Origin of the sequence: Halobium salinum, from assembly GCF_026586625.1 — an archaeon.
GTDB classification, from domain to species: domain Archaea; phylum Halobacteriota; class Halobacteria; order Halobacteriales; family Haloferacaceae; genus Halobium; species Halobium salinum.
Window position 1 is genome coordinate 218,438 of sequence record NZ_JAODIW010000006.1, and the last position, 20,973, is coordinate 239,410.

Annotated in this window: 21 protein-coding genes; 12 read left to right on the forward strand and 9 right to left on the reverse strand. The window is 69.0% G+C overall.

Going from position 1 to position 20,973, the window contains the following annotated elements; all coding sequences use genetic code 11:
- Positions 1–5: 5 nt before the first annotated feature.
- On the reverse strand, positions 6–818 hold the full coding sequence (locus N5095_RS04505; RefSeq protein WP_267621533.1) for an endonuclease/exonuclease/phosphatase family protein: 813 nt from the start codon (positions 816–818) through the stop codon (positions 6–8).
- Positions 819–943: 125 nt separating this feature from the next.
- On the opposite strand from N5095_RS04505, the gene N5095_RS04510 reads away from it, so the two are divergent.
- Positions 944–1,234: a DUF7091 family protein gene (locus tag N5095_RS04510; RefSeq protein WP_267621536.1), complete on the forward strand. Its 291-nt coding sequence runs from the start codon at positions 944–946 to the stop codon at positions 1,232–1,234.
- 78 nt (positions 1,235–1,312) lie between these two features.
- Positions 1,313–2,200, forward strand: a complete 888-nt coding sequence (gene thiL / locus N5095_RS04515; protein ID WP_267621538.1) for a thiamine-phosphate kinase — start codon at positions 1,313–1,315, stop codon at positions 2,198–2,200.
- A 33-nt stretch (positions 2,201–2,233) separates the two neighbouring features.
- On the opposite strand, the gene N5095_RS04520 is transcribed toward thiL, so the two are convergent.
- The 3 genes from N5095_RS04520 to N5095_RS04530 form a co-directional block, all read right to left on the reverse strand.
- Positions 2,234–3,367 (reverse strand): site-2 protease family protein, encoded by a 1,134-nt coding sequence (locus N5095_RS04520; protein WP_267621540.1) that lies wholly within the window; start codon positions 3,365–3,367, stop codon positions 2,234–2,236.
- Between the two features lie 318 nt (positions 3,368–3,685).
- Positions 3,686–3,958, reverse strand: a complete 273-nt coding sequence (locus tag N5095_RS04525) for a DUF7123 family protein (protein ID WP_267621541.1) — start codon at positions 3,956–3,958, stop codon at positions 3,686–3,688.
- Positions 3,959–4,244: 286 nt separating this feature from the next.
- Positions 4,245–5,075, reverse strand: coding sequence for a molybdopterin synthase (locus tag N5095_RS04530; protein ID WP_267621542.1), 831 nt, complete (start codon positions 5,073–5,075; stop codon positions 4,245–4,247).
- Positions 5,076–5,218: 143 nt separating this feature from the next.
- Between N5095_RS04530 and pyrH the strand changes: the two genes are divergently transcribed.
- Entirely contained in the window at positions 5,219–5,935 is a 717-nt protein-coding gene (gene pyrH / locus N5095_RS04535; protein ID WP_267621543.1) for a UMP kinase, read from the forward strand.
- A gap of 4 nt (positions 5,936–5,939) precedes the next feature.
- Complete coding sequence (gene lysS / locus N5095_RS04540; RefSeq protein ID WP_267621544.1) at positions 5,940–7,694, forward strand: lysine--tRNA ligase; 1,755 nt, start codon at positions 5,940–5,942, stop codon at positions 7,692–7,694.
- 49 nt (positions 7,695–7,743) lie between these two features.
- Here lysS and N5095_RS04545 read toward each other — a convergent pair whose 3' ends face one another.
- The 3 genes from N5095_RS04545 to N5095_RS04555 form a co-directional block, all read right to left on the reverse strand.
- The gene (locus tag N5095_RS04545; protein WP_267621545.1) at positions 7,744–8,145 is read right to left on the reverse strand and encodes a hypothetical protein; all 402 of its coding nucleotides are present in this window, start codon (positions 8,143–8,145) and stop codon (positions 7,744–7,746) included.
- A 73-nt stretch (positions 8,146–8,218) separates the two neighbouring features.
- Entirely contained in the window at positions 8,219–8,539 is a 321-nt protein-coding gene (locus N5095_RS04550; RefSeq protein ID WP_267621546.1) for a hypothetical protein, read from the reverse strand.
- Positions 8,540–8,737: 198 nt separating this feature from the next.
- Positions 8,738–9,283: an LURP-one-related family protein gene (locus N5095_RS04555; RefSeq protein ID WP_267621547.1), complete on the reverse strand. Its 546-nt coding sequence runs from the start codon at positions 9,281–9,283 to the stop codon at positions 8,738–8,740.
- A gap of 158 nt (positions 9,284–9,441) precedes the next feature.
- Here N5095_RS04555 and N5095_RS04560 point away from each other — a divergent pair, with 158 nt between their 5' ends.
- Both N5095_RS04560 and N5095_RS04565 read left to right on the forward strand, forming a co-directional pair.
- Complete coding sequence (locus tag N5095_RS04560) at positions 9,442–11,265, forward strand: site-2 protease family protein (protein WP_267621548.1); 1,824 nt, start codon at positions 9,442–9,444, stop codon at positions 11,263–11,265.
- A 246-nt stretch (positions 11,266–11,511) separates the two neighbouring features.
- Positions 11,512–12,783, forward strand: a complete 1,272-nt coding sequence (locus tag N5095_RS04565) for a DNA primase large subunit PriL (protein ID WP_267621549.1) — start codon at positions 11,512–11,514, stop codon at positions 12,781–12,783.
- Positions 12,784–12,846: 63 nt separating this feature from the next.
- Here N5095_RS04565 and N5095_RS04570 read toward each other — a convergent pair whose 3' ends face one another.
- Positions 12,847–13,041 (reverse strand): DUF7472 family protein, encoded by a 195-nt coding sequence (locus tag N5095_RS04570; protein ID WP_267621550.1) that lies wholly within the window; start codon positions 13,039–13,041, stop codon positions 12,847–12,849.
- 291 nt (positions 13,042–13,332) lie between these two features.
- Between N5095_RS04570 and N5095_RS04575 the strand changes: the two genes are divergently transcribed.
- The 6 genes from N5095_RS04575 to N5095_RS04600 all read left to right on the forward strand — a co-directional run bounded on the left by N5095_RS04575 (position 13,333) and on the right by N5095_RS04600 (position 20,507).
- Positions 13,333–14,022 carry an SWIM zinc finger family protein gene (locus tag N5095_RS04575; RefSeq protein WP_267621551.1) on the forward strand — a complete coding sequence of 230 codons (690 nt, stop codon included), beginning with the start codon at positions 13,333–13,335 and terminating at the stop codon, positions 14,020–14,022.
- A 160-nt stretch (positions 14,023–14,182) separates the two neighbouring features.
- Entirely contained in the window at positions 14,183–15,856 is a 1,674-nt protein-coding gene (locus N5095_RS04580) for an ABC transporter substrate-binding protein (protein WP_267621552.1), read from the forward strand.
- Positions 15,857–15,861: 5 nt separating this feature from the next.
- Positions 15,862–16,848, forward strand: a complete 987-nt coding sequence (locus tag N5095_RS04585) for an ABC transporter permease (RefSeq protein WP_267621553.1) — start codon at positions 15,862–15,864, stop codon at positions 16,846–16,848.
- Positions 16,848–17,864 carry an ABC transporter permease gene (locus N5095_RS04590; RefSeq protein WP_267621554.1) on the forward strand — a complete coding sequence of 339 codons (1,017 nt, stop codon included), beginning with the start codon at positions 16,848–16,850 and terminating at the stop codon, positions 17,862–17,864. Before N5095_RS04585 ends, N5095_RS04590 begins: the two co-directional genes overlap by 1 nt.
- Positions 17,861–19,126, forward strand: coding sequence for an ABC transporter ATP-binding protein (locus tag N5095_RS04595; RefSeq protein ID WP_267621555.1), 1,266 nt, complete (start codon positions 17,861–17,863; stop codon positions 19,124–19,126). Before N5095_RS04590 ends, N5095_RS04595 begins: the two co-directional genes overlap by 4 nt.
- Positions 19,119–20,507 carry an ABC transporter ATP-binding protein gene (locus tag N5095_RS04600; RefSeq protein WP_267621556.1) on the forward strand — a complete coding sequence of 463 codons (1,389 nt, stop codon included), beginning with the start codon at positions 19,119–19,121 and terminating at the stop codon, positions 20,505–20,507. The genes N5095_RS04595 and N5095_RS04600 overlap by 8 nt, the downstream gene beginning before the upstream one ends.
- A gap of 96 nt (positions 20,508–20,603) precedes the next feature.
- On the opposite strand, the gene N5095_RS04605 is transcribed toward N5095_RS04600, so the two are convergent.
- On the reverse strand, positions 20,604–20,825 hold the full coding sequence (locus N5095_RS04605) for a hypothetical protein (RefSeq protein WP_267621557.1): 222 nt from the start codon (positions 20,823–20,825) through the stop codon (positions 20,604–20,606).
- Positions 20,826–20,973 lie beyond the last annotated feature (148 nt).

Sequence of the window (20,973 nt, forward strand, 5' to 3'; positions counted from 1 at the left end):
AGGGATTAGTCGAGCGAGACGTCGGCCATGACGGGCATGTGGTCGGACGAGGGTGGCCCCTCCCAGCACTCGGCGACGACGCCGTGCTGGTGGACGGAGACGCCCTCGGTCGCGAACACGTAGTCGATCTTTCGGTCCGGGTCGCCCTCGAAGCGGTTGAACGTCACGTGCGGGCCATGGTGGTACTCGCCGGCGGCGCGGAAGGCGTCGTGGAGCTGCCTGCCCGGTCCGTCCCGGTCGGTGAGGACGGCGTACGGCTCCGACCCCTCGACGCAGTTCAGGTCGCCGGTGACGAGCGCGGGGGTCCCGTCGGCGACCTCCGCGACCAACTCGCGGACGAGGTGGGCGCTCTCGACGCGGGCGTGCTCGCTCCGGTGGGAGAAGTGGGTGTTGAAGTGGTAGCACGACCGCCCGCCGGGGCCTCGGAGTTCGACCCACGTGACCAGCCGCGGGTGGGAGGCGTCCCAGGCCATGCTCCCGGGTTCGCCGGGGGCTTCGGAGAGCCAGTGCGTCCCGCCGTCGGCGACGGCGAACTGGTTCGACCGGGCGGCGATGGGGTTGAACTCCCCCTCGCGAGCGCCGTCGACCCGGCCGACGCCGTTCCAGTCGAACTCCGGCAGTCGTTCGCGGAGGAAGTCGTACTGGTGTGCGAGGGGTTCCTGCAGGCCGACCACGTCCGGTCGGTGAAAGCGTAGGAGACTCGCGACGCGGTCCTTGCGGTGGTCCCACGAACGGTCCCCGTCCGCGGGCGTGTCGTACCGGATGTTGAACGTCGCGACCCGGAACGCGTGGTCTGGGAAATCCTGGGTGGGCACCATACAGCTCTGTTCGGGAGGACCTCCGACCGTTCGGAACTTAACCCCGTCGCCTATTCTCGCCCGCACACGGGTGGCCCGGCGCCGCGTGCAACGAAGCTATGAGGCGGACGGCCGAACCCCCGAGCATGGACGAGCGGCTGCGACGGTTCGTTCGCACCACCTTCCGCAACGTCGGGCGCCAGTACGAGGAGTCGAAACGCGCCTACCGGGAGGGTCGAGGCGACGACGCGTCGGCAGTGCCAGCCGACCTGCCGCGGGACGAAGAGGGCCGGCTCCGGCTCGTCTGTCGGCGCTACGCCGAACGGCGGGCGGCCGCGGTCGACGACGAGGGCCGACCCGCCTGTTTCGAGGCCGGTCACCCCGACTGCGAGGGGTGTGTCGAGGACGTCCGCGACGGTCTCGTCGAGACGTGGTGACTCGTGGCGTCGCGCCCTTCCGACTTCACCCGCCCGAATCCCGGTGACTTTACGCACGTCCCGGGGGAACCCCGCGGTATGGACGAACGGGCCGCCCTGCGCCTGCTCGCGGGCGACCTTCCCCACGCCGGCGACGACGCCGCGGTCCTCGACGGGACCGTCGTCACGACCGACATGCTCCACGAGACGACGGACTTCCCGGCGGGGACGACCCGATACACGGCCGGCTGGCGGGCCGTCGGCGCCTCCCTCTCCGACGTGGCCGCGATGGGCGCCGCCGCGACGGCCGCCGTCGCCATCTACGCCGCGCCGAGCTTCGACGAGACCGACCTGGGCGACTTCCTCCGCGGCGCGCGCGACGTCTGTGCCGCCGTCGACGCCGAGTACGTCGGCGGCGACCTCGACGAACACCGGGAGTTCACCGTCGCCACGACCGCACTCGGCAGTCTCGGCGACGCCGACCCCGTGCTTCGGTCGGGCGCCGAACCGGGCGACGCGGTCTGTGTCACGGGCACTCTCGGCCGGAGCGCCGCCGCCCTCCGGCTGTTCGAACGCGGGGAGGCCGACCGCGCGAACGACCTGTTCCGGTTCGAACCCCGCGTCGCCGCCGGCCGGGCGCTCGCCCCGCACGCGACTGCGATGATGGACTCGAGCGACGGCCTCGCCCGGTCGCTCCACCAGCTCGCCGAGGCGAGCGACTGCGGGTTCCGAGTCGGATGGGAGGCCCTGCCGGTCGACCCCAGCGTCGCCGACGCGGCCGGGAACGAGGCCGACCGGCGCGAACTCGCGGCGCACTTCGGCGAGGACTTCGAACTGGTGTTCACGGTCCCCGAAGCGGCGCTCGAACGGGCGAAGGAGGCGTCGCCGACGCCGATAACGCGGGTCGGGTCGGTGACAGAGTCGAGTGCGGGAGTCGTCGCCGACGGCGAGCCCCTCCCGGACCGCGGGTTCACGCACTCGGGGTAGGAAGCGGGGGACGAAGGGGACGCCGGGGACGGCTCAGGTGCCGACCGAGATGGGGACGAGCATGAAACACATGAGCCCCAACCCGAAGGTGAGCAGGCCGACCGCCATCCGGCGCGCGTCGAGCGGGCTCTCGTCGACGGGGTGGGCGGGGCCGTTGAAGGCGATGAACGTGGAGAACAGCCCCCAGAACGCCCAGAGGCCGACCGACTCGTTGAGGCCGAGGTCGCGGACGTAGTAGAGGTAGCCGGAGAGGGCGAACAGGACGACGGGGACGGCGACGGCCACCGACTCCTGGCGTTCGCCGAGCATCGCTCGCACCATGTGGCCGCCGTCGAGTTGGCCGACGGGGAGCAGGTTGAGCACGGTGAAGAACATCCCGACCCAGCCGCCGATGATGACGGGGTGGACGGTGAGGTTCCCCGGATACTCGGTCGGCTGGCCGAGGAGCCACGCCAGCAGGTCCAGCAGCGGCGGGTTGTGGAAGACGATTACCTCGCCGGTGCCGGCCGTGACCCACTCCGGGACGCGCATGGGGTCGAGCAGGAGGCCGACGACGGTGACGACGACCGTCGCGGCGAGCCCCGCCAGCGGGCCGGCGACCCCGATGTCGAACAGCGCTCGGCGGTCGGGCATCCGCCCCCGCATTCGGATGATGGCGCCCATCGTCCCGAACGGGAGGATGAACGGGATGACGTAGGGGAGGGACACGTCGACCCCGTGGTAGCGGGCCATCGCGTAGTGGCCGAGTTCGTGAGTGAGGAGCACGCCCAGAACCGAGACGGTGAACGGCCAGGCTTCGAGCGCCGCCAGCGGGTTGGACGTGATGGTGTCGATGGGGATGTAGTACCAGGCGGTCGCGCCGACGAACAGCGTCGAGGCGACCGTCAGTAGGAACAGGACGACGTTCTTCCAGGGGACCCCGTCGAGTTCGTTGTCGACCGGCTTCGCGACGAGCACGTCGATGCCGCCCTGTGACCGAGCGAGACGAATCTCGTAGCCGGCGTTCCGGAACGTCGACCACACCTCGCGGACGAGCGCCTTCTCGGGGACGAGCGCCTCGCCGTAGTAGAGCACGCGGTCGCCGTCGCGTCGAACGTCCCGGAGGTGAAAGACCGAGGAGAGCGCCTCGACCGGGGGACGTTCGGTCGACGCGTCGCGGGAATCCATCGGCCCGGGCTACGGGTCGGGTCCGTATAAGTCCGGTGACGGCGCCGCGTACCGCCGGAATCGCGCGGTGTGGGCGGTCGGGGGAAGCCGCCGTCGAACACACGGCGCAGTCGCTCACGGAATCGAACGCGGTGGGGGAGGAGGATGGCACGCGAGCCGGGCCGCACAGAGGGTGCATGGCCTGCGACGACGAGTCGCGGCGGCCCGGCCGGCGAGTGTCATGGGGCACCACCGGATGAGCGCGAGGCGCGGGGACCGGTGGGCGTGTGGGGGTTGTGTTCGCGTGTGGGTTGTGTTTTCGCGGTCGTCGAGGCTCGACTACGCTGTCGCGTCGGCGGACTCGATCCGCCACGTGGTCGCACTCGTGTACGACCACTTTTCGATGGTCAGCTCCGTGGCCGAGTCCCGGAGCTTCACCATCAGGGCGCCGATCTCCTTCGCGGAGAGGCCGACCTCGTCGGCGATGAACTTGCTCTTGAAGTACATCTCTCCGTCCTGTGCCTTCGCGAGCAGGAACTGCTTGAGACGGTCTTCCTTTGTGAGCTCGTCCGTGGAGAGGCTGTCAGCGGCGGGTTGTGCGGTTGCGCTCATTGCGTGTCACCTCGATTCCGTCCATGGCAGATAGGAGTATATAAACGGAGGAAGGTTAGGTGGAGTTCGTCTTCGTTTAGCCTAAATCGACGAAAATCGTACCTTTCACGAGGCTCTCAGGAGGCCGAAGACGTTTTACGGCGGTTTTTCAGAATTTTATTCGAAACTATAAGCCCCGAATATATACCGCCCTATTTCCGGCGACCCTAGCCGGTTTGGCAACGATTTACCGGCAGTATCAACCCCTACACTTCGACGTTCGCGACCGGTTGTCCGTCGCCCGCGCTCACCCGTCCCGGTCGTGAACCCAGAACTCGTCTTCGACCGTCGTCTCCTTCTTGAAGATGGGCACCTCGTCCTTGAGACGGTTGATGCCGTCCTCCACGGCCCGGAACGCCTCCCCGCGGTGGCCGGCGAGGACGACGACGAAGACGATATCCTCCCCGTCGGGGACGACCCCGGTCCGGTGGTGGAGGAGGACTTCCTCGACGCCCGCCCGGTCGGTCAACTCCGTCCGGATGGTCTCCATCCGGTCGTCGGCGACGCCCTCGTACGTCTCGAACGCCAGCGCGGTGGTCCGGGGGTCGCCGTCGTCGTCCTTCGCCCGAACGCGCCCGGTGAACGTCGCGATGGCACCCGCTCGTTCGGCCCGCGGCGACGCCTTCACTCGGCGGACGAGCGACTCGAGCGTAACGTGGGGTTCCGTCGCGTCGAGGCGCTCTGTGAGGTCGCCGAGGTCGGCACCACCCGCGTCGGGGACCCGTCCGAGGACCTCGCCGGTCGGGGAGTCGTCACCCTCGTCGCCACCCACGACGACCGCCGGTACGTCGGCCTCGGGGAAGCCGACGAGCAGGGCGTAGTCGTACTCGGGTGCCAGTGTGTCCAGGGTGTCGGCGAGCGAGCGGTCCTCGCCGGCGCCGACCCACGAGCCGTCCGGGCCGACGCCGAAGGCGCCCGCCGCCGCCGACCCGGGAGCGAGCCCCGGTGCGGCCGGTCTGCTCGCGTCCTCCCCGCGGTCGGGGAGCGGTTCGACCGTCGCGACGCGACCGTCGAGTCGAGGGACGAGCCGTTCGGCGAGGGCGGCGGCGTCGGGTCCGACGAGTCCCAGCGTCTGCATGCTTCGACTCCGGGGGCGGTCCGGTTTAGCCTTGTCGGGGTTCCGGTCCCGGCCCGCTGGGTGTTCGCCGACGGACACGTGCTCGTGGGCCCGCGTCCGCGACTTGGCAACCCTTATGAACGGCCTGCGGCAAACCCTGAGCAATGAGAGTCGTCGTTTCTATCGGTGGCAGCGTGCTCGCGCCGGACCTCGACTCCACGCGAGTGGAGGGACACGCCGCGGTCGTCGAGTCGCTCGCCCGCGAGGGGTGTGACATCGGCGCGGTCGTCGGCGGCGGGGGCGTCGCCCGGAAGTACATCGGCGCGGCCCGCGACCTCGGTGCCAACGAGGTCCAACTCGACGAAATCGGCATCGACGTCACGCGCATCAACGCCCGCCTGCTCATCGCGGCCATCTCGAGCGGCGTGGACCCGACGCCGGCACACACGTACAACGAGGCCGGCAACGCCATCCGCCGGGGGGACATCTCCGTGATGGGCGGCGTGATGGCCGGTCAGACGACGGACGCGGTCGCGGCTGCACTCGCCGAGTACGTCAACGCCGACCTCCTCGTCTACGCGACGAGCGTCGACGGCGTGTTCAGCGCCGACCCCAACAGCGACGACGACGCGGAGAAGTTCGAGGGGATGACGCCGTCCGAACTGGTGGACGTGGTCGCCCCGATGAGCCGCGACGCCGGCTCCTCGGCGCCGGTCGACATCCTCGCGGCGAAGCTCATCGAGCGCGCCGGGATGCGGACGGTCGTGCTCGACGGTACCGACCCCGAGCGAATCGAGTCCGCCGTCCTGCGCGGCGAGCACTCCGGCACCGACATCGTCCCCGAGGCCGGCGAGGAGCCGAGCTACTGGGCACAGCGGTGAATCGATGAGCGCCGACGACACCCCACCAGAGACCGACGCCGACACCAACGCGGACGCCGATACCACCACCGACGCCGGCGCGGACACGCCCGCCGGGGCCGACCCCCACACCCTCAGCACGGGCGACGACGAAGCCGAGGGTGACGACGCCGGCGAAACCCGTCACGCCTTCTGGGCGGACCGCATCGCCGACGAGGTAGAGGCGCGCGACCCCGAGGACCCCATCGTCATCAAAGGGGGCGTCTCGCCCTCCGGGATTCCGCATCTCGGCCACTTCAACGAGATAATCCGCGGCTACTTCGTCGCCGAGGTGCTCAGAGAGCGCGGCCACGAAGTCCGGCAGGTGTTCACCAGCGACGACAAGGACGCGCTCCGGAAGGTGCCCCGAAGCCTCGCCGACGCCGACTGGAACATCGTCGGGTTGGGCGAGGTGAACGCCGGCGCGCTCGGACGAAACCTCGGGAAGCCGTACACTACCATCCCGGACCCCTTCGGCGACCACGACTCCTACGGGGAGCATTTCACGGACCTCCTCCAGCAGAGTGCCGAGATGATAGGCGTCCCCGTCGAGATGGAGTCGAACACCGAACTCTACGCCGAGGGCGTCTTCGACGACGCCGTGAGGCACGTGTTCGAACACCTCGACCGCGCCCGTGAGGTCCTCGCGAAGTACCAGGACAAGGTCGACGAGGACTACGTCCCCTTCCAGGTACAGTGTGCGAACTGCGGCGTCCTCACGACGAACATCACCGGCTACGACGTCGAGGCCGAGACGGTCGACTACACCTGTGCCGGCCTCGAAGCCGGCGGCCAGCACATCGAGGGCTGCGGCCACGAGGACACCGCCACGTTCCGCGACGGGAAGCTGATGTGGCGCTTCGAGTGGCCGGCCCAGTGGATGACTCTCGGCGTCGACTTCGAACCCTTCGGCAAGGATCACGCGGAGGGGTCGTGGCCCTCCGGCGTCGACATCGCCGAGAACGTCTTCGGCATCGAGCCGCCCGTCCCGATGGTGTACGAGTGGTTCACGCTCAACGGCGAGCCGCTCTCCTCTTCTTCGGGCAACGTCGTCACCGTGAAGGAGGTGCTCGACCTGCTCGAACCCGAGGTGCTGCGGTACTTCTTCGTGCGCAACCCCAAGCGCGCGAAGGACTTCGACGTCTCGACGCTGGACCAGTTGGTCGACGAGTTCGACCGCTTCGAGCGGGTGTACTTCGGCGAGGAGGAGGAAGACGAGAACCTCGCCGCGCTCGCCGAGCGGGCGTACCCGATGCTCGTCGACGAGGTGCGCGAGGAGCGCGTGCGCTTTCCCTACACGTTCGCGGCCGTCCTCGGCATGGTCGACGACCCCGACCTGCGCCGTCGCATGGCCAGGAACGAGGGGCACATCGGCGACGACACGCCCGAGTGGGCGGTCGAAGACGCGATGAAGCGCGTCGAGCGCGCCCGGCGCTGGGCCGAGCGGATGGACAACGAGTACAACTACCGGCTCCAGCTCGACCTCCCCGAGACCGACTTCGACGAGGAGACCGTCGCCGCCCTCGACGAGCTCGCGGAGTTCGTCGAAGCCGGCCACGACGGCGAGGAGATTCAGGGCGAGATATACGAGACGGCGAAGCGCCGCGACGTGGAGACCGGCGACCTGTTCGGCGCCGGCTACCGGCTCTTCTTCGACCAGCCGCAGGGGCCCCGACTGGGGACGTTCCTCGGCGAACTCGACACGGAGTTCGTCGTGAAGCGGCTCCGGCGCGAGGCGTAGCTCGGTCGGTCGGACCCCTTTCACCTCGACTCCGTCGACCCGGATTTTCCTACGAATCACTCAGCCTCGGCTTCGTCCGGGCTATCCACGCCCCTCTGACGACGTGGTGGAGCGTGACGAGTGCTGCGAGTCCGAGCACCAGCGTCGACCCACGTCCGGTCGCAACCGAGCCGAGTCCGAAGCCGAGACCGACGACTGCGGTGCCGACGCCGACGAGCGCGTGCGGGCCGACGGGGGTGTTGACCCGGTCGTCGGCGTCGGCCCACGCGAGCAGCAGGGCGGTCGCCCCGGCGAGCAGCGCGACGGCGGCGACGACGCCGCCCGTCTCGTTCTCCATCCACAGGGCGAACAGCAGCAGTCCGCCGCCGAACAGCGAGAGGAGTCCCAGCAGGAAGACACCCCGTTTCGTCGGCGGTGAGCCGAACAGGACGCGACGGCGGGTTTGGTTCACGTCCGTAGCTGTCCGTCTCCCGTGTCATAACTCTGTGTGGTGACGTGAGTCGGCCGCCACCGATTCGTTCGGCTCAGAACGCGCGCTGCCCGCCAGCGCTCTCGACTTTCTCGACGACGGACTTGAACACGCTCTCGTAGAACGTCCCCATCGACTCGGGGGCGCCGTCGTGGCCGACGGTCTCCTGTAACGCCCGGGCGTACCCCCGGAACACGTCCCGGAACAGCTCCTCCTCGCCGGGCTGGACGCGGACGACGCCCTCCTCCTCGGCGGATTCGAGGTGGCCCTCCAGTCGCTCGAGATGCTCCTCGCCGGCGAGGTTCTCGACGTAGTAGGCGAGCGCGTCCGTCAGGACGGAGCGTTCCTTTCGCGTGAGTTCGACGGCGGTCTTCATCCGCTCGGTGGTCGGGGACGGGAGTATGTAAGGACCACGAGTCGGGGTGGTGCGGTTGCTGTGGTGGTGCGGGGCGGTGCGGAGTCGCCAGCGTCTCACACCGTGAGCGACCGGAGGGAGCGAGCGGCCGTTTTTGGTCGAGCTTTTTTGGCCGAGCGGTGGCCGCTTCGCGGCCACCCGAGGCCGAAAAAAGGTCGGTTAGTTTCCTTCTATCGCGTCCACGACCACGGTCCCGATGACCGCGAGCCGGGGGTCGATGTCGTCGCCGTAGAGGTCGATGGTGTACTTGTCGCGGACGGAGAACTGCTCGCTCACGTCGCCGAGTTTCTCGCCGTTCGGCGAGACGATGTCGTAGTTGAATGGGACGAGCGTCGTCACCTTCCGGCGGAGGAGTGCCATCAGGTGGTTGTCTTCGGTCATCGTCGCGACGACGTTCCCGTCGGGGTCGAGCAACTGGTACTCGTGTTTGAAAAAGGACATCAGGCTCCGCTTGACGGCGCCGACCGGCTCGCCGGTCCGCGAGTCCTCGATGTCGTAGGCGGCGTTGATGTCGAGTATCTTCCCGGTCGTGACACGGAACGCCTCCTCGCCGGTGTCGGCGTCGGTGAACCGGAAGTCCTCCTTCAGACGGAAGCTCTTCTGTTTGGACTGGAGGATGGGGTCGTCCTTTCCCTCTTCGTACACGTTGTACCGGGTTCGAATCCCGAGTTTCTGGCGGACCTCGTAGCGGCGGGCGTCGAACATCTGGGTGGTGTTGGTCGAGACGACTGTTCAACGTTCCGGCGACAACGTCGGTGGGGCCCGGAACGGCGTGGGAGCCGCCGACACGGCCGAACTCCCGGCACGCGGGGACTCTCGGGAACCCGAACGCCTTTCACCGGGCCGGCCCCTCTATCGGAGCGATGACCCTGCTGCAGAGCGTCCCCTCGCTCAGTCCGCTCACACTGGTGTTGGGGGCGGTGCTCGTCTTCATGCTGCTCGCCCTCTTTCTCGACTCTCGGGGGCTGATTCCCGACGCGGTCCGGATTCAGGGACCGCTCGTGACGGTCCACACGAAGCGTGGCCGGGCGCTGTTGAACTGGCTCGCTACGCCCCGCCGGTTCTGGCGGGCGTGGAGCAACGTCGGCGTCGGTATCGCCCTCGTGGTGATGTTCGGGACGTTCCTCCTGTTGGTCTGGCGCGGCCTCACCATCCTGCAGGACCCGCCCGCTCCCACCGCGGTGAACCAGCCCCGGAACTTCCTCGTCATCCCCGGCGTCAACGACTTCCTCCCGCTGTCGGTGGCGCCCGAAATCGTCCTCGGCCTCCTCATCGGCCTCGTCGTCCACGAGGGCGGCCACGGCTTGCTCTGTCGCGTCGAGCGCATCGACATCGAGTCGATGGGGCTCGTTCTACTCACCGTGCTCCCCATCGGCGCGTTCGTCGAACCCGACGAGGAGAGCCAGCGGAACGCCTCCCGTGGCGCCCGGACGAGGATGTTCGCCGCGGGCGTGACGAACAACTTCGCGCTGGCGTTCGTCGCCTTCGCGCTCCTCTTCGGCCCCGTCGTTGGCGCGGTCTCCGTCGCTCCCGGTGTCGCGGTGTACGGCACCTACGACGGGAGTCCGGCCGCGGACGCCGGTATCGGCGCCGGCGACCGCATCGTCGGCGTCGGCGGAACCCCCGTCGGCAACAACACCGAACTCCAGACCGCGCTCGCCGACGCCCAGTCGCAGTCGGTGTCGGTACAGGTCGACCGCGCCGACGGCGGGAACGAGACCGTCGCGGTGAACCGCTCGCTCGTCGTGCTCGGGTCGATTCAGGGGAACCCGGCGAACCTCTCGGTCGACCCCGCGGAGGGGCCGATTCGCGTCCTCGGGGTGAACGGGACGAGCGTCCGGACGATGTCTGAGTTCCGTGACGCGGTGGCCGACCGGCCGGTCGCCGAGATTCGGACCTCTCGCGGTGACACCACCATCCCGGTCGGCGCCTACGTCACGAGCGTCGCGGACGATAGCCCCCTGCACGAGGCCGGCGCCCCCAACGACACCGCCTTCGTCGTCACGGACGTCGGCGGCGAGCGGGTCGTCTCCGAGAGCGACCTCGGCCGGGCGCTCCGCGGACTGGAGGGCGGCGAGCAGGTGACCCTCACCGCCTACGTCGACGGCGAACGGCGGACCTGGGAGGTGCAGGCGAACGAGAACGGCGCGGTCGGCGTCGCGGGCACCTTCGACGGGACGAGCGGCCTCGTCGTCGACGACTTCGGCATCAACGAGTACCCCGCCGGCGCCTACCTCGCGCTCCTCGGTGGGGACGGCGGACCCGGAGCGCCGCTCGTCGGCGGCTCCGGCGGCGGATTCCTCCAGCTCGTCGTCATCTCGCTGCTCCTGCCGCTCGCGAGCGTCACCATCGGCCTGCCGTACAACTTCCCCGGGTTCACCGGCGAGGTGACGAACTTCTACACCGTCGCGGGGCCGCTCGGAGCGTTCGACGGGACGCCGCTGTTCCTCCTCGCGAACGTGCTGTTCTGGACGGCCTGGATCAACCTCCAACTCGGCCTGTTCAACTGCATCCCCGGCTACCCGCTCGACGGCGGACGCATCCTCCGGATGGTCGCGGAGGGTGTGGTGTCGCGGTTGCCCGTCTCGGACCGTTACGCGCTGGTCCGGACGATTACCACGTCTATCGGGCTGACGATGCTGGTGTCGTTGCTGCTGTTGCTGTTCGGGCCGCAGTTGCTGGGGTAGGCTCGTTTGGTTCGCTCGCCTTTCGAGCCTCACACGACGTCGAACGCGACAAACCGCGACTCGGCGCGCGCCGACAGCCGTTCAGCGGACTCCCGAGACGTGCGAGGGTCCTGGCGTTCCCGGGTCGCGGCCGCGGCTCCGCAGCAGCGTCACTCGCCGTCCGTTCGACCCCGCCGACATCACAGACCGTCACGTTAATCCGCGCCCGACCGAAACCACCGCGCCAGCACACCAGGAGTCCCCGACATGCGTATTTCACAGCGACACGCCCGCTACCCGTTCTTCGAGGTCGCCCGCGACGCCGTCGAGGCCGCCGAGCTCTCGCTCCCGTCGCTCGTGGCCGAGGAGGCGCCGGCCGTCGAACGCGGTCGCGAGCGTGTCGAGCGCGCCCTGCTCGCCGGAACCGTCGAGTCCGAGACCCCCCGCGAGTGGTCGGCGCAGGACGAACTCCTCTCCTACCCCATCGCCCGTATCCTCGTCTCGCTGCTCGACTCCGAGGCCGCGGTCCGGAAGTACGCCGCCGCCGAGGCCGAGACCGCCGCCGAACGCATCCGCGCGGACGTGGAGACCGGCGACGACGGCCTTCGTTCCACCGGAAACGACGGCGTCTCCCTCGACGAGGTGCTCGCCGAGTTCGACCTCGCGGAGACGGTCGTCGCCGAGGGGTCGGCCCGAGCCGGCGACACGCCGCAGTGGTTCCGTGTCGGCGTCGGCGCATACCTCGACCTCCAGGACCCCAACTGGGGCGACGACTGGCGGCTGGTGAACCGGGAACTCGCCGAGGGTCGGGTCCGCGTCGAACGCGAGGAGCTGTACCGACTGCTCCGCGAGGCGGTCGCCCGTCGGGTCGCGGAGGGACTCCCCTTCCAGGTCCGGGGCACCGACGCGGGCGACGACCTCGCGGACGCGCTCGAAGAGGGGTTGGACTCCCTCCGGGGACTGCTGGCCGACCGGGGCCGTATCGGCTCCATCGACGTGGTCGTCCCCGACCTGTTCCCGCCCTGTATGACGAACCTCGTCCATCGCGCCCGCGAGGAGGTAAGACTCGCCCCGCACGAGGGGTTCGCCCTGATGGCCTTCCTCACCGGTATCGGGATGGACACGGACGAGATTCTCGCGTTCTGTGACGCCTCCTCGCTCGACCGCGAGGGCATCCGCTACCAGATTCGGTACCTGCGGGACGAACGGGGCACCCAGTACCCGCCGCCGTCCTGTGAGACCCTCGCGGCCTACGGGCTCTGTCACAACGAGGACGAACACTGGAAGATCGCCTCCCACCCGCTGGTATACTACAAGAAGCGCCTCGCCGCCGCCGACGAGGACTCCTACACCGACTGGCGGGACGCACGGCAGGCGAAGACGGACGAAGCCGGCGAGGGCGTCGCCGCCGACGACGCGACCGACGAGGACGCCCTCGGCGACGACGGCAGCGATGCGGACGGCGACGGCGACCGCGACGCGGCCGCGGAGGCGGAGGCGGTCGCCGGTGCGGACCCGAAGCAGGACGAGCAGTCGTAATCTCCGGCGGAGAGCGAGCTACACGGCCATAGCGTGACGAACGGCGACGAGTGTCGGAGCCGACTATCGCGAGAGGAAGAGGCCGACGCCGGCCATCAGCAGGATGAAGAAGACGATCGCTCCGACGAGCGCCAGCCCTCCGACCCCGGTGAGCGGGTTCCCGTACGTCATGCCGATGGCGAGGATGACCGCAATGAAGACCAGCACGGCGAGCAGCGAGACGAGTATCTCCCGGAGCGTCTCCCCTTCGATGTTCATGGCCGGCGCTTTCCGCGGACGTACTAAAAGGACTTCGAAACCCCGAGGCTCGTCCGTCGTCGCCGCCGACCGAGGGGCTCCCCTCACCCTTCGACTACGGAGATTTCCAGCCGGTCGACCGGGACGCGACCGTCCCATCGGCTCCCCCGCTGTCGGGTCGCGTTTCCGGTAGGGACCTCCGCCACGAGTCTCCGCACGAGCGCCCCGAACGCGTCGGTTTCCATACGAAACGAGGGTTTAGGTAGCTGTGGAACGTATCTACGTTGCTTGGGTGAAAGCCCAGTGAACACTATGACGCACACCAGAAACACACCCGCGTCACGACCCCCCCGCAGCAAGACCACCCTCCCGGCGGACGGGCACGCCGGCCGGTCGCTCAGAGCCCGCGTCGAGCCGATGCTCGTGCGGCCGCTCCGCGACGACCGCTACGTCGTCGAGACCGAACACGGCACCTACGTCGTCGACCTCGACGAGCGCGACTGCACCTGCCCGGACCACGCCATCCGCGGCGCCTCCTGTAAGCACCTCCGTCGCGTCGCCATCGAGGTGAACGCCGGGCGCGTCCCGGCGCCGGGCAAGCGCGCGAGCGTCTGTGCGGTCTGCGGCCGCCGCATCCACGTCCCCACCGAGGCGGTCGGCCCCCAGCTGTGCGAGCGCCACGCCGTCGCGCCGGGCGACCTCGTCCGCGACCGCGAGGGCGGGAGCCTGCTCGTCGTCGCCAGCGTGACGACCGACCGGGCGGACGAACACGAGACGGAGACCGGCGTGACGGTCGCCGACTACGACACCAACGCCAACTACGGCGGCCACGAACCCGTCGTCGAGGCGGTGTACCTCGGCTCGATGCGCCCCTCGGCGGACGGCGGCGTCGACGCCGCCGGCGCGAAGCGCTACGCCTTCCCGGCCTCCCGCCTCCGCCGGGTCGAGGACGACCGCTCGCAGGCCCGCCTCGACACCTTCGCCGAGACCGCGACGGCCTGAGCCGTCGCTCTCGACGAGCGACACGACGAGTCGCCCATCTTCTCGGCGGAATCGGCGTCTACGGAGCTACTGAACGCTGAATTCTCCACGGTAATGGCTACCGAGCGACTGCGTTGGCACTCCATAGCATATATGACGTTGTCCCTCACACGTACGGGACATGGCAGACGACGAGCCAACCACCAGTCGACGGACGTTCCTGAAGTTCGCCGGCGGCACGACGGCCGCCGCGGCGGTCGCCGGCTGTGCCGGCGGCGACCAAGGCGGCGCACAGGAGACGACGACCGGCGCCGAGACGACGACCGGCGCCGAGACGACGACCGCCGGCAACGAGACCACGGGCTCCGAGGAGACGACCAGCGGCGGCGAGGCCTCCCGCGAGGCCCTCCTCCAGCAGGCGAACCAGCTGCTGCACGACCAGGCGCCGTGGGTGTTCCTCAACCGTCAGTACAGCGTCTACGGGGTGAGTTCGAACGTCGAGTGGACCGGCCGGCGGGACGAGCGCATCGACGGCTACGCCATCCAGCCGCAGGGTGACTCCTCGGAGGTGACCATCACGCAGAGCCAGATGGACTCCGGGCTCGACCCGCACGACCACCGGGAGACGCCGACCGACAACATCGTGCTCCAGGCGTACGAGGGCGTGCTCGCCCGCGACGCGGAGGGGAAGGTCATCAATCAACTCGCCACCGACTACCAGCGCGTCGAGGACGGCGTGGTGGAGTTCACGCTCCAGGACGGCGTCACGTTCCACGAGGGCGGGGACCTGACCGCGGAGGACGTCGCGTTCAGCATCAACCGCATCGTGCAGGAGGACGTCGGGGGGCTCGCGAGCCCGCAGAGCGACCAGTTGGCGGGGGTCACGGGCGCGGAAGCGCCCGATGACTCGACGGTCCGGGTGATGTCCGACGGCATCAACCCCACCGTCTTCGCGGTGTTCGCGACCTACTGCGACGTGATGAAGCGGTCGTGGGTCGAGGAGAACGACGGCGCGTACATCAACACCCACATGAACGGCACCGGCCCGTTCAGACTGGCGAACTACCAGGAGGGCGTGGAGGTCGTCTACGAACGCAACGAGGAGTACTGGGGCGACCCGGCGCCGGCACAGGGGCTGACCATCAAGTCCGCCAGCGAGTCGAGCACGCGCGTCAACCAGCTGTTGAGCGGCGAGACCGACATCGCGGTCAACGTCCCGCCACAGGACGTCAACCGCGTCCGTAACGCGGACAACGCGTCGCTCACCGCGGTGCCGAGCACGCGCGTCCTGTTCAACGCGATGCGTTACGACGTGGAGCCGTTCTCCAGCCAGCAGTTCCGCCAGGCGATGAACCTCGCCATCGACCTGGACAGCATCATCGAGAACGTCCTCCAGGGGTTCGCGGCGCCGACCGGCCAGCCCACCCTGGAAGGGTTCGTCGGCTACAACCCGGACGTGAACCCGTACCCGCAGGACGTCGAACGCGCCCAACAGCTCGTCGAGGAGAGCGGCCACGCCGGCGTCTCCATCACCCTCCAGACGCCGGTCGGGCGCTACCTGAAGGACGTCGAAATCGCCCAGGCGGTCGCGAACCAGATAAACCAGCTGTCGAACGTCAACTGCGAACTCGAACAGCGCGAGTTCCAGGCGCTGGTCGGCGAGATAACGACCGGCAACATCGAGGACAAGCCGCCGTTCTACCTCATCGGCTGGGGGAACGCCACCTTCGACGCCTCACAGACCATCATCCCGCTGGTGACCACCGGCGGCGCGCTGACCACCTTCGAGAACGAGCAGGTGGACCAGCTCATGGAGCGGGCCCAGAGCATGGGCGGCGAGCCGAACGGTAACTAGCGCGGATGTCGCTGGCTCGTTTCCTCCTCAAACGGGGGCTCCAGGGGGTGTTCGTCGTCTGGGGGGTCGTCACCGTGGTGTTCCTGCTGCGGTTCATCACGCCCGGTGACCCCATCAGTGTCATCGCTCCCCTGGACGCCAGCCCGGCCACCCGGCAGGCCATCGCCGCGGAACTCGGGCTGAACCGGCCGCTGTACGTCCAGTACCTGGACTACCTCGTCGGGCTGTTGCAGGGTGACATGGGGTACTCCTACATCTCGAACACGTCGGCGAGCGCGCGGGTGTTCGCCCGGCTCCCGGCGACGCTCGAACTCGCCGTCGCGGCGACCCTCGTCGCGGTCGTCCTCTCCATCCCGCTCGGGGTGCTCAGCGCGACCAACCGCAACGAGCCGGTGGACTACGGTGCGACCACCTTCTCGCTGGTCGGTATCAGCACGCCCAACTTCTGGCTGGGCATCATGCTCGTGCTCCTCTTTGCCGTCGAGTTCGGCGTGTTCAAGACGAGCGGCCGCGGAATCACCTCGGCGCGGGCGCTCTCTGCCCTCGCGACGGGGAACCTCGACGTGTTCGTCTCCTGGCTGACCTACATCACGCTCCCGGCGATAACGCTGGGGACGTACTTCACGGCGCTCATCACGCGGCTCACGCGCAGCGGGATGCTCGATGAACTCGGCTCGGCGTACGTCCGCGCGACGCGGGCGAAGGGACTGCCCGAGACGCTCGTGCGTTACCGCCACGCGCTCCGCAACACGCTCATCCCCGTCGTCACCGTCCTCGGCCTCCAGTTGGGGACGCTCATCGGCGGCGCGGTCATCACGGAGGCGGTGTTCGCGTGGCCCGGGCTCGGGACGCTGGTCATCAACAGCATCACCGGCCGCGACTGGGTCGTGTTGCAGGGGAGCCTCATCGTCATCGGCGTCGGCTTCGTGCTCATCAACCTCGTCGTCGACGCGCTGTACGCGTACCTCGACCCGCGGGTGGTGAGTGACTGATGCTGTCGCCACGCAGCCTGCGGAACCTCAAGCGCGAACTCTCCCGGAGCGCGTTGGCGAAGACGGGCATCGCGCTCGTCGTGCTCGTCGTCGGCGTCGCCGCCCTCGCGCCGCTCGTCGCGCCGCACGACCCGACCGCACAGAACCTCGACGACGCACAGCTCCCGCCGCTCGGGTTCAGCGAGACCGAGAACTCGACGACGACGGAGGTGGTCGACGGGGAGGTCCAAATCGTCAACGAGACGACGACCATCAACGCGACCGCCGAGCACCCGCTCGGAACGGACTCGCTCGGCCGCGACATGCTTTCGCGGGTCGTCTACGGCGCCCGCACCTCCCTGCTCGTCGGCGTGCTCGGGACGTTCATCGCCGGCGGCATCGGCGTCACCGTCGGGCTTGTCGCCGGCTACTACCGCGGCCGCGTCGACGACGCGCTGATGCGAAGCGCCGACGTGATGCTCGCGTTCCCGTCGCTCGTGCTCGCCATCGCCCTCGTCGGGCTCTGGGGTCGGGCGGCGTACCGGATACCCGACCCGTTCGTCCTCCTCGGTATCACCCCGGACATGCCCGCCTCGTTCGTGTTGCCCGGCACCGTCGTCGTCGTCGTCGGCCTCGTCAACTGGGTGTGGTTCGCTCGCGTCGCCCGCGGCGAGGCGCTGTCCATCCGCGAACAGGAGTACGTGAAGGCCGCCCGCGCCGTCGGTGCGAGCGACGCCCGCATCATCGCCCGGCACGTGCTCCCGAACGCGTTGACGCCCATCCTCGTGCTCGGGACGATTCAGATAGCCGCCATCGTGCTCTTAGAGAGCGCGCTCTCCTTCCTCGGCTTCTCGGGGACGACGCTCTCTTGGGGGTTCGACATCGCACAGGGGCGTGACTACCTCGCCTCCGCGTGGTGGATATCGACGATTCCGGGCGTCGCCATCGTGCTGGCCGTCATCGGCATCAACCTCGTCGGTGACTGGTTACGGGACGCGCTCGACCCCGACATCGAGGGCGAAGGAGGTGGCGTATGAGCGACTCACAGCGCGACGTGTTGCGAGTCCGCGACCTCTCCACCCGCTTCTTCACCGAGGAGGGGCAGGTGAACGCCGTCGAGGGCGTGAGCTTCGACGTCCGCGACGGCGAGGTGTACGGCATCGTCGGCGAGTCCGGCTCCGGGAAGTCGGTGACGGCGCTGTCGGTCATCGACCTCGTCGCCTCGCCGGGGAAGATAACGTCCGGCGAGGTGTGGTACCGGAACCCGGACCTCGCCGAGGAGTTCAGAGCGGAGCGTCCGGACGCCGTCAGAGACGAGTTCGTCGACCTCCGGCGGCTCCCGAAGGGGGTCCGGCGCTCGCTTCGCGGCCCCGGCTTCAGCACCGTGTTCCAGGACCCGATGTCGAGTCTGAACCCCTCGCTCACCGTCGGCGAGCAGATAGCCGAGGCCGTCGAGGTCCAGCGCCGCGCCCGGGCGAACCCCCGGAGCACCCGCTCGCGAACGCAGGGGTACGGGCTCGGGAAGTTCCTCGTCGACAGCCTCGTACCCGGCCGTGACTACACCGGCGAAGAGAGCCACGAGCGAGCCATCGAACTGTTGGACCAGGTCGGCATTCCCGACCCGGCCCAGCGCGCCCAGGAGTACCCTCACCAGTTCTCCGGCGGGATGCTCCAGCGGGCGATGATCGCCCAGGCGCTCGCCGGGGAGCCGGACGTACTCATCGCCGACGAGCCGACGACGGCGCTCGACGTGACCATCCAGGCACAGATTCTCAACCTCCTGCGGGACCTCCAGCAGGAGGAGGACATGAGCGTCGTGCTCATCACCCACGACCTCGGGGTCATCGCCCGGATGTGCTCGCGCGTCGGCGTGATGTACGCCGGCCAGATGGTCGAGCGCGGGTCGCTCTCGGACGTGTTCGACGACCCCGTCCACCCCTACACCCAGGGGCTGCTCGGTTCGATTCCCGACCTGGAGAACCCGGCACCGCGCCTCCAACCCATCGAAGGGAACGTCCCCAGCCTGCTCGACAGCGAGATGGGCGGGCGCTGTTACTTCGCCGACCGCTGTCCGAAAGCCATGGAATCCTGTCTCCACCCCATCGAGATGCATGACGCGGACGCCGGCAGCGACGAACACGAGGCACGCTGTGTCCTCACCGAGACCGACTACCGGCCGGAGGAGGCCCTGCCCGAGGGGTACTTCGACGGCGGCGACGGTGACGGCGGTGGCGGCGGGCGGGAGACCGACGGAAGCGACCCCGAGGCTCGTGAAGAGGAGGTGCGCGCCGATGACTGACGATTCGGGTCGACGCGCCGGAAACGGCGCGAGCGACGCCCCGTTGCTCGCGGTCGACGACTTGGAGAAGTACTACTACGAGCGGGACACGCTCGTCGACACCCTCCTCCGCCGCGAGAGGCAGAGCGTGAAGGCGGTCGACGGCGTCTCCTTCGACATCGAACGCGGGGAAACGCTCGGACTGGTCGGCGAGTCCGGCTGTGGGAAGTCGACGACCGGCGAGACCCTGCTCCGACTTCGCGAGGCCACGGGTGGCTCCGTCGCGTTCGACGGGGAGGACCTGCTCGCGATGGACGACGACGCGATGACCCGGTTCCGTCGACGCGCCCAAATCGTGTTCCAGGACCCGTTCTCCAGTCTCAACCCGCGGATGACGGTCGGACAGATACTCACGGAGCCGATGGCCGTCCACGGGCTCCCGGAGAACCCTGAGGGCGGGTCGAAGGCCGACGCTCGCGAGGCGCGGGCGAAGGAGCTACTCGAGCGTGTCGGTCTCTCGGCCGACCAGTACGAACGCTACCCGCACGAGTTCTCCGGGGGGCAGCGCCAGCGCGTCGGTATCGCCCGCGCGCTGATGCTCGAACCGGAGTTCGTCGTGCTCGACGAACCCGTCTCGGCGCTCGACGTCTCGGTGCAGGCACAGGTGTTGAACCTGCTCGACGACCTGCAGGAGGAGTTCGGGTTGACGTACCTCTTCATCGCCCACGACCTCTCCGTGGTGCGACACATCTGCGACCGGGTCGCCGTGATGTATCTCGGCGACGTGGTCGAACTCGGACCGACGGACGAGATATTCGACGACCCGAAACACCCCTACACGGAGGCGCTGTTGGAGAGCGTCCCGCGGGCGAGCACCGCGGAGCAGGGTCGGCGCGTCGAGGCGCTCTCCGGGGACGTGCCGTCGCCGCGGAACCCGCCGTCGGGCTGTCGGTTCCGCACCCGCTGTCCGCAGGTCATCCCGCCCGACGGCGTCGACCTCAACCAGCGCACGTACCGCGAGGTGATGGACCTCCGGGACCGTCTCGAACGCGGCGAACTCGACCTCGACCGGATCTGGGAGGTCGCCGGCGACGAGGGGCAGGCGGACAAGCCGGCGTTCAAGCGGCAGGTCCGTGCGGAGCTGTTCGAGACGGAGCTGTCGGGACGCGACGAGGACGTCGTCGAACGCGCGCTCGACCAACTCGCCGAGGGCGACCGGGAGGCGGCCATCGAAACACTCCACGACCGGTACGAGAGCGTCTGCGAGCGGGTCAGACCGGTGTTGCAGTCGGCGCACCACCCGGCGGCCTGCCATCTGTACGACCAGCCCGACGCCCGGTCGGGGGTCGGCGCCGGCGAGATGACGGCGACCGACGGCGACGGGACGGCCGACTCGGACTGAGCGGCCGACCTCGCGACCACGTCGGCCCCGCAGACCACCGGGTCCGCTCGCCGTCTCTCCCGACGATTGGGTCCGCTCGTCGTCCCCTCCCGACGCTCACCGGACGGACTCGACCGACACGTACGACGCTTCGCCGGCCACTATCCAGCCACCGTCCTCCATCCCGGAGACCGGCCGGTACACGACGAGGTCGTTCCGGGCGAACGCCTCGTACACGTCGCTCCCGTACTCGTACTTGAGGCCGAACTCCGGCCACGCTTCGGTCGCGTCGGCCGGGTCGACGACGCCTTCCCTGCCACTCCCTCTCACGGTGCGCATCGGTCGAGACTCGCCGAGCGGCTACTTAGGGTTCCGCGAACCAGCCGGTAACTCGCCGGAATCACTCCCGGGTAGCCGCCGGGGGCCGTGTTGTCGATGGGAAACGAACCCGCCGGGAGCCGCGTCGCCGAACGAGGGGCGGACCCGT